16 protein-coding genes are annotated in these 16,587 nt (G+C 52.5%); 14 read left to right on the forward strand and 2 right to left on the reverse strand.

Annotated features, from left to right (window positions below; all coding sequences use genetic code 11):
- Positions 1-178 precede the first annotated feature (178 nt).
- Positions 179-343, forward strand: a complete 165-nt coding sequence (locus BMY01_RS17670; RefSeq protein ID WP_166668408.1) for a hypothetical protein — start codon at positions 179-181, stop codon at positions 341-343.
- Between the two features lie 299 nt (positions 344-642).
- Here the strand turns inward: BMY01_RS17670 and BMY01_RS00570 are convergent, their stop codons facing one another.
- On the reverse strand, positions 643-1,785 hold the full coding sequence (locus tag BMY01_RS00570) for a TIGR03118 family protein (RefSeq protein WP_074743663.1): 1,143 nt from the start codon (positions 1,783-1,785) through the stop codon (positions 643-645).
- 420 nt (positions 1,786-2,205) lie between these two features.
- Between BMY01_RS00570 and BMY01_RS00575 the strand changes: the two genes are divergently transcribed.
- The gene (locus BMY01_RS00575; protein ID WP_074743664.1) at positions 2,206-2,733 is read left to right on the forward strand and encodes a DUF1269 domain-containing protein; all 528 of its coding nucleotides are present in this window, start codon (positions 2,206-2,208) and stop codon (positions 2,731-2,733) included.
- Between the two features lie 47 nt (positions 2,734-2,780).
- Here BMY01_RS00575 and BMY01_RS00580 read toward each other — a convergent pair whose 3' ends face one another.
- On the reverse strand, positions 2,781-3,533 hold the full coding sequence (locus BMY01_RS00580) for a hypothetical protein (RefSeq protein WP_139176619.1): 753 nt from the start codon (positions 3,531-3,533) through the stop codon (positions 2,781-2,783).
- A 261-nt stretch (positions 3,534-3,794) separates the two neighbouring features.
- Here BMY01_RS00580 and tmk point away from each other — a divergent pair, with 261 nt between their 5' ends.
- The 12 genes from tmk (at position 3,795) to BMY01_RS00635 (ending at position 16,570) form a co-directional block, all read left to right on the forward strand.
- A complete protein-coding gene (gene tmk, locus BMY01_RS00585) occupies positions 3,795-4,412 on the forward strand; it encodes a dTMP kinase (protein WP_074743666.1) in 618 nt (205 codons plus the stop codon).
- The gene (gene holB / locus BMY01_RS00590; RefSeq protein ID WP_074743667.1) at positions 4,409-5,509 is read left to right on the forward strand and encodes a DNA polymerase III subunit delta'; all 1,101 of its coding nucleotides are present in this window, start codon (positions 4,409-4,411) and stop codon (positions 5,507-5,509) included. The genes tmk and holB overlap by 4 nt, the downstream gene beginning before the upstream one ends.
- Before the next feature lie 345 nt (positions 5,510-5,854).
- A complete protein-coding gene (locus BMY01_RS00595) occupies positions 5,855-6,232 on the forward strand; it encodes a hypothetical protein (RefSeq protein WP_074743668.1) in 378 nt (125 codons plus the stop codon).
- A gap of 248 nt (positions 6,233-6,480) precedes the next feature.
- Positions 6,481-7,245, forward strand: a complete 765-nt coding sequence (locus BMY01_RS00600; protein ID WP_074743669.1) for a TatD family hydrolase — start codon at positions 6,481-6,483, stop codon at positions 7,243-7,245.
- A gap of 27 nt (positions 7,246-7,272) precedes the next feature.
- Positions 7,273-7,899 (forward strand): ankyrin repeat domain-containing protein, encoded by a 627-nt coding sequence (locus tag BMY01_RS00605; protein ID WP_254772542.1) that lies wholly within the window; start codon positions 7,273-7,275, stop codon positions 7,897-7,899.
- A 3-nt stretch (positions 7,900-7,902) separates the two neighbouring features.
- Entirely contained in the window at positions 7,903-8,307 is a 405-nt protein-coding gene (locus BMY01_RS00610; protein ID WP_074743671.1) for a VOC family protein, read from the forward strand.
- 129 nt (positions 8,308-8,436) lie between these two features.
- Entirely contained in the window at positions 8,437-9,180 is a 744-nt protein-coding gene (locus BMY01_RS00615; protein WP_074743672.1) for an SDR family oxidoreductase, read from the forward strand.
- Between the two features lie 93 nt (positions 9,181-9,273).
- A complete protein-coding gene (locus BMY01_RS18195; RefSeq protein ID WP_254772569.1) occupies positions 9,274-9,624 on the forward strand; it encodes a DUF1269 domain-containing protein in 351 nt (116 codons plus the stop codon).
- A complete protein-coding gene (locus BMY01_RS18200) occupies positions 9,537-9,818 on the forward strand; it encodes a DUF1269 domain-containing protein (RefSeq protein WP_254772543.1) in 282 nt (93 codons plus the stop codon). The genes BMY01_RS18195 and BMY01_RS18200 overlap by 88 nt, the downstream gene beginning before the upstream one ends.
- A gap of 1,245 nt (positions 9,819-11,063) precedes the next feature.
- Positions 11,064-11,720 (forward strand): MgtC/SapB family protein, encoded by a 657-nt coding sequence (locus BMY01_RS00625; protein ID WP_081353610.1) that lies wholly within the window; start codon positions 11,064-11,066, stop codon positions 11,718-11,720.
- Between the two features lie 72 nt (positions 11,721-11,792).
- Positions 11,793-12,194 (forward strand): VOC family protein, encoded by a 402-nt coding sequence (locus BMY01_RS00630; protein WP_074707163.1) that lies wholly within the window; start codon positions 11,793-11,795, stop codon positions 12,192-12,194.
- A 290-nt stretch (positions 12,195-12,484) separates the two neighbouring features.
- Entirely contained in the window at positions 12,485-16,570 is a 4,086-nt protein-coding gene (locus BMY01_RS00635; protein ID WP_074743674.1) for a Tc toxin subunit A-related protein, read from the forward strand.
- Positions 16,571-16,587 lie beyond the last annotated feature (17 nt).

Genomic DNA, 16,587 nt, shown 5'->3' on the forward strand with positions numbered 1-16,587 from the left:
CTCCCATAGACATGGACGGTAGCCTGTTTAACCGGATTCCATTCAGCCGGAGTTATATACGAGCTCCAGGCGCTCCTTCTCCAGCATTTTCGCGGCCAGGGTCTATAGTTATATTGTCTATATAAAGATAGCCGGATATCTGCTTCAGCGGAATCTGCTTGTAAAAGGCTGTGTGCCCATGACTCTTCGCATTCGCACCAAACGGATTTTGTCTATCTCATTTATGATATTAGGCGGAATACTGATGTTCTTCGCGCCGGAAGATATCTGGATCGGCGCACTTCTCTTCATCCTTGGTCTCGGCATCGAAATCGCGGGACTCGTCCTCGGACACAACAAATAACAAACCAAGTATTGAATTATTGCTATCCAGGATTCTGGAAAAGGAACATGGATCTCGCAATGGAGTATCGATCTCGCGCACTCAGGCGAGTCCATGGCCAGCAGGGGCAGATTGACCGGGACAGATCAAGTTCCGTAGCATAAAAAAACCCGAAGACGTTATCGACTTCGGGTTTAAAGTTTCCACTTACAAAGGAGGGATCACTTGTCCAACGGCTTATATGATAAAACTGTTACAAATAAAGTCAAGAATAAAGTGTATGAAATTGAGGCGCCGTGATTCCTCCATTCATCAAAACTTCATCCCAGTGTGCGGCGCCTGATCAGCAGCGTTAATGCACCAAGTCCCGCCAGCATCATTGCGTAAGCGGAAGGCTCAGGGACGGGTGTGAGGACGCCAAACAAACCGTGGGTTTCCTCATCCGGTCCCGCCGTGAAGTACAGCAGATGACTGCTGCCTGCCATGGTATCGTTGCCCGGTGAAATGGACCACAAACCGTCAATCACTACGGGATGATTGTTGGCATCGAGCACCTGGCCGAGAAAAGTATGCGTATTGGGGTCGTAAATATTGATATGGCCATCACCGAAATTTCCTACCAGTAGATCACCGGCAGCGGAACCAAACGAAGAAGGCGCTACAGCCAACCCCCACGGTGCATTCAAGGTTCCGCCGGATGTAACCCGCGCAACGAAATCGCCGTTCAACGTGTATTGGTCGACAAAACCCAGCCCCGCCCCAGCCACTTCGTCATCCTTGGTTGCATTCTGCAGGGCATAAGTCACATACAGCGATCCGTTGAGATTCTGGACGTTGAAAGGAGCATATCCACTAGGAAGGCCGAGGGGATCGGTAAACGAACCGGTTAATGGTGGCGCCGCTGCATCTCCCTTGTGAACATCCACCGTCCCCGCTTTGAAGTTGGCCGCGTAAAGATAATCGTGCCCCCCGGTGTTGCCGATAGCTGCGCCCTTATAGCTGTTGTTCGGAGATGCCGGCACCAGTGTCTCTGCCGGTATCAAACCCGTCGTACCCAGGGTGGGACGCCAGCCTGAAACTGTGCCATCTTCGCTTACGAACAGAAAGCGATTGTCCCCAAATGATGATGTACTGTTGAATACCTGCCCGGTCACGCTACCCTCGCCCGGGATGGAAACTGTCAAGGGTCGCTGGGCGGTCGCTTGTGTTGCTGGATCCACACCATACAGACGGACTGTTCCGCCATCAGTCGAAGAGACCCAGAAGGGCCCGCCGGGAGCATAGGACATTCCCCACGCATTCTTGAGACCGGTGTCGGTAATCTGGGCGGCATGAGCAAGCTGATCATCCGTCACAAGATTGGTGGGTGTGAATGTAACCGCCCCGGCAGGAAGGGTCAGCAGGGATGCCACGACGCCTGCTATTACTGCAAGTGAAGGCAAATAGGATCGAATCTGTCGCATGATATTTCCCCTAAAATATTAATAGAAAGAATTTCAGTGCCACGCAGTCAGCTTCTGTCCCTCTTTGCCCCTTATCTGTCTCCTGTTCCTCTCTTCGGAATAGAAGTGGCCCGGCGAGTCGGGTACAACAACACATCAACTCACCGCCACAGATCTATCATTTTCTGGGGCTCGATTGGATTTAACACAAGTCGTGTGATGAAACTGTTTCGATTACATAAAGAATTCGTGAAATTTCAGCGTGTTTTTTTGGAATCATCAGCGCCGGCCCATGCCGTCAACCTGGAATTCTGCCGGAACCGGGGAAGAAGAATCTGGAGAAATTCCTTGCGATCACGACTTGCCTTGATACCGGGGAAACTAAAACGGTACATGCAGTATCATAGGTAGTAAGCACAAATGCGATTGAAAGGAGGCACCATGTCGGATCTGGTGGTAATAGGATTTGAAAACCTGCAAAAAGCAGAGGAAGTTCTGTGGCGGCTCAGGTCGCTGAAAAGACAGCATCTGATTGATCTTGAGGATGCTGTGGTCGTCGTTCGTGACGAGCAGGGTGAGATAAACCTCAAGCAAAGTATAAATCTTACCCATTATGATACGTCTGCCGGTCTGCTGTCCGGCGGGCTTCTGGGGACTTTTGTCGGAATGCTTTTCCTCAACCCGGCAGCCGGATTACTCATCGGAAGCATGATTGGAGCAGGTGCGGGAGCCTTGTCCGGTTCTCTTACGGATTATGGTATTCCGGATGATTTCATCAAGTCATTAGGTGAAACCATCCCCCTTAATTCGTCGGCGCTCTTCATCCTTGCGCGAGAAGTGGAGCCGGAAAAAATCCTGGCTGAACTCGGCGAGTTCAGGGGCAAGGTTTTGAGCACGAATCTCTCACGAGACCAGGAACAGCGGTTAAAGGAAGCGCTGGGGGGGTCGCCCAGGACAGCAGCCCCTTGAAGTGTATGGGACAAGCCATGAGCAGGTCGTTGCACACCCGCTCCCGGTCACGGTTGTCCCGGGGCGGGCAGGGAACTCCCGGAAGATCCAGCCTCCGAGCGCCCTTCGCGCCTGGCTCTGACTTCCTTGGTATCCAGATCCAGGATACGCGGATCCCTTGCAGGTGAATCGGTGGCAAACTGCTCCTCGATCGGGGATTCTTTTGCCTTTGTATCACTCCCCGTATCCTTATCTTCCATACTCTTGGCTTTAGCCGACTTACTCACGTCGGGTTTCGCCTTCATCGCACTGCCGGTATCTCGGCCAGTCTCTCCCCGGCTCCTTGCGGGTCCATCATACTTTGCCTTCAAGTCGTTGCTGATCGCAGCATAATTGCGATATTCGTTCTGCATCTGGGATTGCAGTTGCAAATATTGAACGCTATAAGCCACGCGGGCGTTTTCCAGTTGCTGTAACCGGATTTCCAGCTGGCGCCTGTTATGGGAATTGTCCTTGGCTTCGACGGTCTTTGCTGCCAAGGATACTTCCTGGATTTTTTGATTCAATAGCTTGAACAAATGCGCCATGTTATTTGCAGCCGCACTATAACGCCGATGGTGCAATTGCATCTTCTCGAATTCAGTCAATGGCTGCCCCCGCGGACGCGAAGCAGACTCAGTCGTGTTCGGGGTCGGTCTGTCCTGCCGATTTCGTTCCGCCGGTTGGGCAGCAGCGCTGGAAACACCGGGAATCAAGGTGCCGAGCATCAGTGCAAATAAAAGTGCCCAGCGTGCGAATAAGCTTCCTATATCATCAGTCATGAAATGAACTCCTGATCGCCTTTTGTATTTGCGCTTTCTATGTTTTTGTACATCCCGCGAAACAGTATAACGCTTACCCATATCCGGCATGTCCGACTTGCGGTTTCTTTTTTCCAGTCCGGCCAAGCAAGCTTGTAACTACTACCTTCCATAAGTATAAGTTAAACTCGCCTTGAAGCAGGCTTTGTCCGGCATGCTTCTTTCCGGCTTACGAGCCAATGGCATTACCAATATCGTGATTTTCAGGAATGACATCAAAATATGAGGGGCAAATTCATCACTCTGGAAGGCATTGACGGTGCGGGTAAGACGACGCATCTCCGGTGGTTGGAGCATTTCCTGAAGGAAAGAGGAAAAAACGTGATTGTCACGCGCGAACCCGGCGGCACTCCCTTGGGGGAAGCGTTGCGCGGCATCCTGCTCGACAGCCGGCAAACGATGCATGCGGAGACCGAGGCGCTGCTGATGTTCGCCGCACGGCGCGAACATCTGGACAAGGTCATCCTGCCTGCCTTGAGCCGCGGCGACTGGGTAATATCGGATCGTTTTACCGATGCCAGCTTTGCCTATCAAGGCGGGGGAAGGGGATTATCCCTGCAGAAATTGAATGAACTCGAATGCTGGGTACAGGGAGAGTTTCAGCCGGATGTTACCCTTTATCTCGATGTGTCTATCGCATCGGGAAGGCAGCGAACCAGCAACATCAAGCAGGCGGACCGGTTTGAAAAAGAACAGGATGAATTTTTCCGGAGAGTACGAGAGGCGTATCTGGAGCGGGCAAAAAAATTCCCTGAAAGAATACGGGTGATAGACGCCAACCAGTCTCTGGAGAATGTTAGGAGGTCAGTTGAAAAAAATATTGCAACGATTTGCGCATGAGTAATATTTATGGATGGCAGGAAGAAGTCTGGCGGAAACTTACGGGTACGCTGGGCCACGCCCTGCTGTTACGGGGCAGAAAGGGACTGGGCAAGCTTGCGTTTGCCCGCTATCTGGCGAAGTCCAGACTCTGTGAAAATCCCTCTGTCGAAGGAAAGGCGTGCGAGGTCTGTGCAAGCTGCCATTGGTTTGAGCAAGGCAGTCACCCGGATTTCTGCCTTGTTGAGCCCGAAGCGGTCGCGGCAACGTCCGTCTCGGGAGAGGGAGCCAGCGAGGAGGGTGCGGACACCGGAGATGAGGCAGAAACTCAATCTCTTTCCAAGGCAGTGAATCAGGCCACCGGCAAGTCCGCAAAAAAACCCAGCAGACAGATAAGTATCTCGCAAATACGGGAACTAGGCGACTTCGTCAATATCACCAGCCATCAGAACGGCTATAAGATCATCCTGATCCATCCGGCGGAAACCATGAATACGGCTGCCGCCAATGCCCTTCTGAAGAATCTGGAAGAACCGCCGCTCCAAACGTTGTTCATACTGGTAACGCATCAGGCACAGTATTTATTGCCGACGATCCGCAGTCGTTGTCGCCAGATTGACATGCCAGCCCCCGATGCAGCCTCCGCAGCACTGTGGTTAAAACAGCAGGGGGTCAAAGCGCCTGAAAGATGCCTGGCCTCGGCTGGCTACGCTCCTCTGACCGCACTGGAATTCGCGAACGAAGACTACCTTGTGCGGCACAGCGCCTTCATCCAGCAAATCAGCACTCCATCAAGTTTCGATGTGCTGGCACTGGCAGAGGAAATGCAGAAATCGGACCTTGTCATGGTGGTCAGCTGGCTGCAAAAGTGGTGCTACGATCTGATGAGTTTTCGTATGGCGCAGAAGGTCCGCTATCATCTGGACATGCTTGCGCAAATAAAATCCTTGGCATCCGGACTTGATCCGTATTCAATGGCAACTTATTTGCGGGCCCTGGATAAAACGCAGCAGCTTGCCCGGCATCCACTCAATCCAAGATTATTTCTGGAAGAACTGCTGTTTTCCTATGTCACGGTGCTGTCCGGGGAACCCAGGAATCGGGGCAAGGCCGGCTGACAGAAAGTATCTTGACAGAAGTTTGCCCTGACTGCTTCTGGAATAGATCATGAACAATCCTTGATATCCTTCTCATCCTTCCGCGGAATATCGCAATCAACCTACAGCCCTGAACTACTGCACGGTAATCGCGAGATCGAATTACGCGTTATGCCGTGCATCAGGTCTCAAAAGACAAAAGCTGGTCTTTTCTCATAGCCTTCACCGAGCCTCATCTGAAATACTAGTATAGTTATATACTGGTATCACCTACTAGTACCTGTTATATTGTTTATTTGTACTAGTATTGACACTAGCAATATACTAGTGAGATACTGGTGGGGTACTGATTAAGGGGAAACTAGTATGCCGCAGTTTCATGTCGACGATGATGTGGTTGCAGCCATATGGAAGCTGGCAAACCCGAAACCGTTTGAAAACCTATCTTTCAATACAGCACTACGCAGGGTAATTGCTGGCTTTGCACAAGTGGGAGAATATTCAAACAGGTTGATAGAGGGACCTGTTACTTATACGTCGCCTCGACGTGCTTCCACTCCCAGTGCGAGAGAGTGGGCAGCAAGTATTCGAGAATTAAAAGGTGTTGCAGATTTGAATTCCTGGAAATCCATTTGTGATCATCTGGAAATAAAAACAGCGGGGGATTCTGCACGGAGAAGGCTTCAAAAATGGGTTGAAAGCAATCGGCCGCTATGGCCGCAAGTACCGGATACGGGTAATTAGGGCTGATTAATTGCCCCTGGATACTGCTGTTGAGGCAGAGTGAAAGCGATTCACCCGCTGGCGGGGGTTGAGGACGTTAATATACAGTGCCTACTATCGGGATTTTTTTCCGTGTGATATGTTCGATTACGCGACTATTTGGAATAGTAGCGATAATTAACTGACACCCATAAGCCAGCGTTCCTGGATCAGGGGAGCAATTATGTCTTTGTCATTTATTCCTTTCTCCTTTTTGACCGGGTTCCACTATGTTTGTCGATTCCCATTGTCATCTTGATTTTCCCGATCTCGCGAGCAGGCTGGATGAATTGCTGGCACGAATGCGGGAAAATGACGTGAGTCATGCACTCTGCGTGAGTGTCAATCTCCAGGACTTTCCCCGAGTCCGCGCTCTTGCCGAGAACCATCCCAATTTATACGCCTCGGTCGGCGTCCATCCCGATTATGAAAATCTCGCCGAACCGCAGGCGGCACAATTGGCGTCTTTGGCTGATCATCCAAAGGTGGTGGCGATAGGCGAAACCGGACTGGATTATTTCCGCCTCAAGGGCGATCTCGAATGGCAGCGGGAGCGTTTCCGTCAGCATATCCGCGCCGCCCGGCAATGCTCGAAACCGCTCATCATCCACACGCGTGAAGCCGCTGCCGATACACTGAGGATCATGGCGGAGGAAGGTGCGGACAAGGTGGGAGGAGTCATGCACTGCTTTACGGAAAGCTGGGAAGTAGCGCGGCAGGCGATGGAAATGAATTTCTATATATCGTTTTCGGGCATTGTCACGTTCAAGAATGCCGTTGCATTGAAGGATGTGGCCAGAAGAATCAGTCTGGACAGGGTATTGATAGAAACGGATTCACCCTATCTTGCTCCTGTGCCGCATCGTGGCAAGACAAACGAACCCGCGTTCGTGAGAAACGTCGCGGAAGAAATAGCGGCACTGCGCAGCATCCCTATCGAAGAAGTCGGCAGAATCACGACCCATAACTTTTTCAACCTGTTCAAGGCGGCCTGAATTATGAGTTCATCTGGAAAATTACTTATGGCTGGTCTGATGCTTGCCGCCAGTCTCTCTCAGCAGCCTTATGCAATGGGTGGGGTTTATGAAGATTTGCGCTGGGCGGCTGAAGACAATAATACATCCGACATCAGCAAACTGCTCGCAAAGGGCGCTGATCCGAATACGCCCGATGAGCAGGGAAATACGCTTTTAATGTCCGCTGTCCGGCATAAAAATGCCGATCTTGTCGATCTGCTCGTTCAGGGGGGTGCCCGGCTCAACCTTCGCAACCGCTATGGCGAAACAGCTATCATGCTCGCAAGCCTGCACGGCCTGGAAGATATCGTCCGAAAACTGTACATCAAGGGAGCGGAAATCAACCATGAGGGATGGAACCCGCTGATTTATGCCGCAACAGGAGGTCACCCCGGGATCATCCAGCTCTTGCTGGAAGGAGGGGTGCCGATCAATTCAACATCCGATAATGGAACGACTGCGCTTATGATGGCCGCGAGAGGCGGGCATGTTGAAGCCGCAAGAGTTCTTCTGAAAAACGGCGCTGACCCCAATCTAAGGAACCAATGGGACAAAACCGCGTTGCAGTGGGCATTGAGCAGAAACCACAGTAAAGTGGCGGAATTGCTGAAAGCAAGCGGAGCAAAGGAGTGAGCAGTGGGCGTCATCGGCTTCAATCACTATAATCTGCGTGCCCCACGAGAATTGCTTGATAGCCTCAAGGCTTTTTATTGCGATGTAGTGGGACTCGCGCAGGGTTTTCGCCCTCCATTCGACAGCTTTGGGTACTGGCTTTATGCCGGTGATAAATGCGTGCTTCATCTGAGTGAAACGGCCACGAATGAAGTGCGGCATACCCATATATCGACCACTTTCGATCATGCCGCATTCACCTGCACCGGACTCCCCGAAATGGAGGCACGGTTGAGGCAACGGGGCATCCTGTTCAGAAAAGGCCAGGTACCTGCACTGGGCATTACTCAGCTATTCTTTAAAGACCCCGCTGGAAATGGCATCGAGCTGAGCTTTACCGATCAACCCGTAGATCAATCCGCAGAATAGATCCCAGAATTTTTCCCTGGAGCTTCAATTTGCGGAATAAACGATCAGACGAGAATCAAGCTATCGTTGCAAGAGGAAACAGAAGAAGAGGGAAGCGCAGCGTTCATCCGCAACTGATGAAAGAATGAAATGAACAAACCGTTACACAATAAAGTCGCTATCGTCACGGGTGCATCACGGGGCATCGGTGCCGAAATAGCGCGCACATTAGGAGGTGCGGGCGCAAACGTAGTCGTGAACTATACTAAAGACAGGGAAGCGGCCGAAGCAGTCTGTACCGCGATCCAGCGGGCAGGCGCAGAGGCAATTGCCATCAAGGCGGATGTCAGCAATTCAGCTGAAGTTTGCAGGCTCTTCGATGCCGCAATCGACCGTTTTCAGCGCCTGGATATCCTCGTCAATAACGCAGGCGTGCTCCTGTCCAAAAAAATGTCTGATATCAGCGACGACGAGTTCGAGCGCGTTCTGGATGTCAATGTGAAAGGCGTTTTTTATGCTCTGCGGGAAGCTGCCGTCCGGCTCGAGGATGGGGGACGCGTGGTGAATCTATCCAGCACTGTTACACGGCTGATGCTTCCCAATTATGGCGCCTATGCAGCCAGCAAGGGTGCTGTCGAACAACTGACGCGCGTCTTCGCAAGAGAAGTTGGAGAGCGGGGCATCACTGCAAATATCGTTTCGCCAGGGCCGGTCAATACGGAAATGTTCACTACGGGAAAAAGCGAAGAAACGATAAAACGGATGGCAGCGATGTCTTTCCTGGGGCGCGTAGGAGAGCCGGAAGACATAGCGCGAGTTGTCCTCTTTCTGGTGAGCGAAGAATCCCGCTGGGTTACGGGGCAGAACATCAGCGCCAGTGGAGGAGCGGCATAAAAATCTGTTTCGCTGTGGAGATCCGGCACCGCAAATTGACCCTTCCCGGGATCGACTCAGAAAACAGAAAAAACTTTATGACAGGAGAGAAACATGTCTGAGCTGGTGGTAGTGGGTTTTAAAGATGCCGAAGAAGCTGATCGTGTTTTGCTTAGACTTGCCAAATTGAAAAAGGAACACCTGATAGATCTTGAGGATGCCGTTGTCGTCATCCGTGACGAGGGCGGCAGGGTCCACCTCAAGCAGAGCATTAATCCTACCATCAACGGAGCGACGACCGGTTTCATTTTCACTTCCGGCAGCTTATGGGGAGCCTTGATCGGACTGCTGTTCATGCATCCGATTGCAGGCTTTGTATGGGCGGTGCACTCAGTGTCGGGGCAGAGGCGCTGTCCGGCTCTCTCTCCGACTACGGCATCAACGATGATTTCATCAAGTCGTTGAGCGAAACCATCCCCGTCAACTCATCGGCCCTTTTCATTCTCGTGCGCAAGGCGCAACCGGAAAAGGTTCTGGTGGAGCTTACCGACGTTAAAGGCAAGGTCCTGCGAACGTCCCTGTCTCCCGAGCAGGAGAAAAAGCTTCAGGAAGCCCTAGCAGATTCGACATCTTCCCCTCACAACATAGCTAGGGCGTAGAAGCATAGGATGCAATAAGCAAAGCGCATTGCACCCTATGCACCATATGGCAGCTCCCGGTGCTGCCTGATTATCGCTACGTTTCAAGCAGGTCGGATTAGCGCAGCGTAATCCGACGGGATCCCCCAACCGATACAGCCGATATGGGCACGGATTGCGAAAGTTAACATTACGGCACTCGCCGGAAAATGTCGTGCCATTGAGGATGCCGGATAGGCTTCGTTAATCCACGAGAAGAGGCCTGGCGTCCTTTATTTTCCGTTTCCTGAGACAACCTCTCCTGGTCCTTCCCCTCATCCATCCCGCCATCAGCGATTCCCTGTACCCTGTATGCCTCACTTTCTTACAAAAAAACCTCCCACAGGTAGCGAGGTGTGAATGTGTGAATATGTGCTGCGTTTACCCGCAGCCCTCATAGTCGAAATAGCCGATCGATCGTCTATTGGGGATTTTGACAGTACCGGTTTTTTACTAGCAGCAAATGGTTTAAACGGCTTCTGGTTAGTGGGACAAGAAAACGCGGAGGGGCGGGCAGTCCTTCTCGACTGATGCTGCTCCCGATTTCTATAACAGCCCTCGCGCCTTTTTCATATTTTTCCCTCTGTCATCTACTAGTACAAATATCTACTAGTACAAATAAAACGATGCGAGAGAAACTAGTATTTATACTAGTATAAATACTAGTTTCCCCGAACAAGGTTTAATCACCCCTGTCATTTTCCCGCATAGGACCTTGGCAGATCCACCAAGCAGCCATCACGCTCAATCCCCGTCGATTTGACAAGACCTGTCCCCCTCATCGTTGTTGCCCATTTACTGGGCACACAGTTATCTCGGTTTATACCCTCAATCATGCGCAATCTTGGTATACCCTCCATTTTTTGAAGGTAAGGGAAATATACCCCCTATATTTAACCAATCATTTGAAATATACCCCCTGTATATCCTTGATGTGGGGAAATTCAAGGGGTATTTCAGCAGGAAGAGATTCCATATAATAAACAACAATTCATATATTTATGATTATTTATTAATTAAATATATGAATATGGAACGTAATATCATATATCGCATGAATGTGGAACATTATGGTAATCATGTTATGGATTAACGTGAAACATGCCTTCAATGAGAGAGGGGAGGGGTGGTTGAAGCGATTTCGGTTTACTATGAAGGGTTAAAAGGAGAAGGATTCTGGAAGCTATAACGAACGCGGATGATTCCGTCACCATTGCTATTCATCTTTTGGCGGCAGTTCTGTCGGGCGGTGCTATCGGTCTTGAGCGAAGCCTGCACGGGCACCCCGCCGGTTTCAGAACGCATGCACTGGTTTGCCTTGCATCCAGTCTGCTGATGCTGGTCACGCTCTATCAGTGGAAGTGGCTACCGCCAAACATAACAATCGAGGCCGTGCGAATGGATCCTACCCGAATGGCGCAGGGCATCATGACGGGTATCGGTTTTCTTGGAGCCGGAGTTATTTTCAAGGAAGGCCTGAGTGTTCGGGGCCTGACCACTGCCGCTTCCATCTGGATTACAGCCGGTATCGGCATACTGATGGGTATAGGCTTTTTCCTTCCCGGTATTTTGGGAACCCTGTTGACCCTCGGAATACTTTCGCTTTTCCGTTTGATCGAAGACCGGGTTCCGCGGCAGTCATATGCTCAGTATTACGTAAGCTTTGACCGCCATAAGGTGATGCCGGAAGATCAGGTTCGTGCCCTGGCGATCGACCATGGGTTTGAGATTGCAACCATGAGTTACCGTATTACCCGAGCAGGCTTGTTCGAGTACCGCATGGATGTCAGAACGACGAAGGTCGGCAGAGCTGCGGGGCTTGCAAAAGCGCTGCAAAATATCGAATCTGTACGTGAGTTTCGTGTCTCGACCACAGGTACATAGCGTGCCATAAACGTTCCCTTGCGGGAGAGATTGAATTCGCTTTGAATCGTCAACCAACCGGAGGAGTTTCCCATGCAACTGAACCCTTATCTCAATTTCAACGGCCAATGCGAGACCGCTTTCAAGTTCTATGAAAAATGTCTCGGAGGAAAGATCACCGCGATGCTCACCTTCGGAAGTTCACCCATGGCGGAACAAACGCCGCCGGAATGGCATGACAAAATCATGCATGCGCGCCTGACGGTAGGCGAAGCTGTCCTGATGGCCTCGGACGCGTCACCGGAGCATTATGAAAAAACCAAAGGGATGTCGGTGGCGCTGAATACGGACAAACCGGAGGAAGCCGAACGCATATTTGCGGCATTGTCGGAAAATGGAGCCGTGCAGATGCCGATCCAGCCTACCTTCTGGGCTGCCCGGTTTGGGATGTTGATCGATCAGTTTGGCATACCGTGGATGATCAATTGTGAGTAAAGACGATGAATTTGGCCAGTGCCATTCGTCCTGAACCCCTTCGGCGGGCTCGGAACGGGCTTGCCGGGTCGAAGAGATACCGTAGGGGGTAGCGAAAGTTACTCAAAGGCTCGCTAAAAGCTCAGGAAGATATTCCAATCACCCGCTCGCCAAATTGAATTCGGAAGAAACGCGGTTTGACTAACCCGGAGGCAGCATCTATGTTTATTTCAGGACATTCCGAATAGCCGGGTCGCCGACCTCTGACCTCTGCCGGCTACTTGATACAAGCACCGAACAAGGAACCGGATATGGCAGTGAAGTACCTCAGCAATTATTACAGCTATAAATTTGTCCCCCAGGTTCTGAAATTCGGGGTAATCGAAGTTGATCCTAAGGCGGCGCTGGAAAAACAGGTGCAGGAGCATCTCGCAAGCGGACATCGCTATTTTTTCCAGGATGAATTTCAGAACGCGCTCAACGAGTATCAGACTGCCTACGCCCTGCTGCACAAGTTTCTTCACCCGCAGTTTCCGGTAGGCGTTACTGCAATCGCAACTGCTGTTCTGAAGCCCCTGCAATTGACTGAAGCAATGGTCGCTGCGACCGCGCAGGTGGCGAAATACCGCTCCGCCATCACCGCCGGACCCATCGTCGCAGCGGGAAGCCCCCCGCGAGAGATCTCCTCTGTTGTACAGAAGTTCAGCGGTACAGGCAGCGCGGTTGTCGCGCCGCCTGCAGCCGTTCTTTACGAACAGGCTGCCGTATATCTTCAGGCCGGAGCAACTTCCGAAGCACAGCCCATCATCCAGCAGGCACTCGAACTCAATGGGGGACGGGATCTGGAACTGGAATCCAACCTGCTGGTGGCATCCGGCATTGCTGGTGTTCAACGGGGTGAATTTGACAATGCCCGGGATAATTTCGCGAAAGCTTTCGAACTAGCAAGACGCGTGAGCGCAGCGCCTGGTACTGCGCCAGGGGCAGCGGGACCGGGGGTGGCTGGCATACCGGGAATCACGGATGTAGCGGGAGAGGGCGCTGCAGCTGTACCCCCCGCCCGAACTGCGGAATTGGGCGCAATCAGCAATAACATCGGCGTGGTTTCAGCCTTGACGGGCGACGCGCGCAGCTCTGGCGCGGCTTTTCAGGCGGCGGGAGATTCAGTTCCGCTTTCGTTCGGAAGGACGCTTACACAACCGCTCAATCCCGGCACCGCCACTGCAATGCAGAGGCCGATGGGCAGCGAAGGACTGGGCTTCATCCTTAATTCATCCTCCGGTTCAAGTCAGTACATGAATGTGTCTCCCACTGTTTCTGCCGCAAGCGCCGCACAGCAGTTCGGGGTATTTAAGGGAGACCAGATCGTGAGTGTCGATCTTCAGGGCGATGCGGTTGCAAACCTTACCGCAACCCTCTACCAGCCGCGTATCACCGCTACGGCACTTACGGAGCTCGCCACTTTCGAAATTCTCGAAACCAACTTCATCGCCTACATCCCTCATACCTACGGCTTCACGCTTCCATTAAGTCTCGGTGACTGCCATCTCGAACTGGGCGATTATGAGGAAGCCATCAGTTGGTACGAAAAGGCGCGGGACTATCCGTATCTCAACCAGGTCATCGAGGCGCCGATGGTCTGGCTGAAACTTGCCAATGCCTATCTCCGCTGGGGCCATTTCCTGTTTGAGGGGGGTCAGAAGGCCGAAGCGAGAACGCGGTATGAGCAGATTGTGCGCCTGACCGACCCCATCCTCGATCCAGTTTCACCCCTGTATAAATCACCCGTTTTCGACAACCTTGCGGCACAGGTGCAGGCGATTCTGGCCGCGCCGCAGCCGCTTGATCCTGAGGTGCACAACCCTTCGATTGCGTCAGTCGTACTGCTGGCCAAGCTCAACATCCAGAACATCCAGGATGGCATCGACTTCCCATTGCTCAGCCTGGCGCGCGAGCAAGTCCCGGTATTCCGCTTCGATTACCTGCAGAATGCCGCGCGTTATTTCGCGGAACATGCGATTCAGGCGGAACGGACTTATATCAATTTCAAGACCAGCGCCGAGCAGGAGGAATTCCAGCGCGCCATGTTGCAGAATGCGGTCGACCTGGAGGCCGCCAACGAACAGCTCGAGATCAAGAAAGTCGAGATTGCGCAGGAGCAGAAGGAAGCCATCGAGGCGAACCAAGCCTATGCAAACACGCAGCTCGAAAACGCCCGGGATCTGAAAGAGGAATATGCGGATGTAAGCCTGGAGGAGATGGCACTCGATGCGGAGATCACTTACGTAGGTGCGCCTACCACCGAATATGATTTCTCGGGCTATGAGGAATATGGGATCTCGAACGGGACCCATCGCGTCGATGAGGTGCTGCGGACCTTGACACGTCGGCGCCGCGAGATATCGCGCGATTTCGAACTCAATAACATGGACCGGCGCATCAGCGAGCTGGAAGCGGCAAAGAGGGTCGCTGATGAGCAGGTGGACATCGCTACCAAACAGAAAGAAGCTGCCGATATCCAGAAGAACATCGCCACCCTGCGCAAGCAACAGGCCGAGCAGCAGCTGGCGCTGTTCGATTCGCAGGAATTCACGCCCGATCTGTGGAATCGGCTGGCAAACGAAATTCGCCAGATTTCCCAGTCATACCTCAGCCAGGCGATCGTCATAGCCCGGCTGATGGAGCAGGCATACGAGTACGAGGTCGGCAAGGCCGTGAATATCATCAAGCCATCGTATAACCGGAATGATCTGGCAGGTCTTCTGGCCGGCGATTTCCTGCTGCGTGACATTGACTCATTCACTTTCATGCGGATCATTCTCGGCGAGAAAAAGCAGCCCATGAAGGAAATCATTTCACTGTCAGATCGCTACCCGGTCCAGTTCCTGCGCGATTTCCAGCGCACGGGTACCATGGGTTTTCGCACGGAGTTGAGTGATTTCGACCGGAATTATCCTGGCGCTTATCTGCAGCGCATCAAGCGTGTCGAGGTCATCGTCGAAGGATTGATCGGCCGGGGAGGAATCCATGCCAGCCTCACCAATACCGGGCTCTGCCTCTCGCGCATGCGCAATGGCGGCATCAAAATGCGGCTGCTGCAACCGGAAACGCTGTTGCTGTCGCAATACCGCATTGCCGCCGATGCGGTGATCTTCGCGCCCGATGTGGAAATGCTGGGAATTTTCGAACATAGCCCAGTCTCGACCTCATGGGTATTCGAGCTCAATCCCGCGGCCAACGACATCGTCCTGAACTACATCACCGACATCAAACTTGTGATCTATTACGAGTCGTTCTTCGATCCCAACCTCAAACCCAGAGTGCTTGAAGAGCTCGCGGTCGCACAGGTCAATGCTGGGCGTCGTACTGTCGCGCTTCGGTACGAGCTTTTCGACGAGTTCTTTGCGTTTCAGGATACGGGTGAGGTGACGTTCACGCTTCGCTCGACCATGCTGCCTTTCTATCACCTCGAGCCGCCCGTGCGCGAACTCACGTTCCTGATTGAAACGGAGGAGGGCGTTTCTGCCGAAAACCTCACCGTCATCGTGTCCGCTGCGGATGGTACGGCCGCCACCCAGTCCACTACAGCGGATGGCGCACTTTCGACAGGCGGATCGAGTCCGCTCAATGCATTCATTGGCAAGCCCTGGTTACAGGAGTGGAAGATAACCATTCCGGTCGCGCAGAACCAGGCTCGTTTCGATGCGGGTTTCGAATGGTCGCAGGTACAGAATATTGTAATGACGACAGAGTACGAGTTCACCCCTCGCCGCATTCCGGGACAACCATACCTTCTCCTCCTCGACCGCTTTGATGCCGATACGCTTGCAAATTTCGATGTAGTCGATGATCCGCAGGCGACGGTTTCTGCGCCCTCGCAATGGGTTTTCAACGAGGCAGCGCAGCGCATCGACCAGATGTCGAGTATACATGGGGGCGCATTCGAGCCTGGCGCCACGGGTCCCGAGAAGCCGGGCACTTACCTAGTGCGCAAAACGACGACGGAACTCCCGGCGATTCAGGATCATATCGTTGCAGTGGATGTCAGTTCCGAGGATAACGGCGGTATTGGCGTCGTGTTCCGCTGGCAGGATGTGGACAATTTCTATTACTTCCTCATGGATGGGCAGCGCAGCTATCGCCGCATGGGTAAGAAGGTGGGCGGCGTATTCCAGGAACTGGACATGACGGCCCTCGATGATACGCATGGGTATGAAACGGGCACAACCCATTCGCTGAGAATCCGTTTCAGCGGATCGGAGATGAGGACCTATCTCAATGATGAGCAAATCCTTCTCGGGCAGGATGCCTCGCTGCCGAATTCAGGCCGTGCCGGTCTTTTCTGCTGGGGCAGCGCAGGTGCGCATTTCGACAATTTCCGGATTGTCGCTCTCTGAAACCATGGACCTGAGGG

Source organism: Nitrosospira multiformis, from assembly GCF_900110185.1.
Classification (GTDB): Bacteria; Pseudomonadota; Gammaproteobacteria; order Burkholderiales; family Nitrosomonadaceae; genus Nitrosospira; species Nitrosospira multiformis_A.

Bases quoted from the DNA above. Each gene is read 5' to 3' on its own strand.
- BMY01_RS00635 (WP_074743674.1), top strand. From the start codon at position 12,485: ATGGCAGTGAAGTACCTCAGCAATTATTACAGCTATAAATTTGTCCCC.
- BMY01_RS00600 (WP_074743669.1), top strand. From the start codon at position 6,481: ATGTTTGTCGATTCCCATTGTCATCTTGATTTTCCCGATCTCGCGAGC.
- BMY01_RS00595 (WP_074743668.1), top strand. From the start codon at position 5,855: ATGCCGCAGTTTCATGTCGACGATGATGTGGTTGCAGCCATATGGAAG.
- BMY01_RS18200 (WP_254772543.1), top strand. From the start codon at position 9,537: ATGGGCGGTGCACTCAGTGTCGGGGCAGAGGCGCTGTCCGGCTCTCTC.
- BMY01_RS00605 (WP_254772542.1), top strand. From the start codon at position 7,273: ATGGCTGGTCTGATGCTTGCCGCCAGTCTCTCTCAGCAGCCTTATGCA.
- BMY01_RS00630 (WP_074707163.1), top strand. From the start codon at position 11,793: ATGCAACTGAACCCTTATCTCAATTTCAACGGCCAATGCGAGACCGCT.
- BMY01_RS18195 (WP_254772569.1), top strand. From the start codon at position 9,274: ATGTCTGAGCTGGTGGTAGTGGGTTTTAAAGATGCCGAAGAAGCTGAT.
- BMY01_RS17670 (WP_166668408.1), top strand. From the start codon at position 179: ATGACTCTTCGCATTCGCACCAAACGGATTTTGTCTATCTCATTTATG.
- BMY01_RS00615 (WP_074743672.1), top strand. From the start codon at position 8,437: ATGAACAAACCGTTACACAATAAAGTCGCTATCGTCACGGGTGCATCA.
- tmk (WP_074743666.1), top strand. From the start codon at position 3,795: ATGAGGGGCAAATTCATCACTCTGGAAGGCATTGACGGTGCGGGTAAG.
- BMY01_RS00575 (WP_074743664.1), top strand. From the start codon at position 2,206: ATGTCGGATCTGGTGGTAATAGGATTTGAAAACCTGCAAAAAGCAGAG.
- BMY01_RS00570 (WP_074743663.1), bottom strand. From the start codon at position 1,785: ATGCGACAGATTCGATCCTATTTGCCTTCACTTGCAGTAATAGCAGGC.
- holB (WP_074743667.1), top strand. From the start codon at position 4,409: ATGAGTAATATTTATGGATGGCAGGAAGAAGTCTGGCGGAAACTTACG.
- BMY01_RS00580 (WP_139176619.1), bottom strand. From the start codon at position 3,533: ATGACTGATGATATAGGAAGCTTATTCGCACGCTGGGCACTTTTATTT.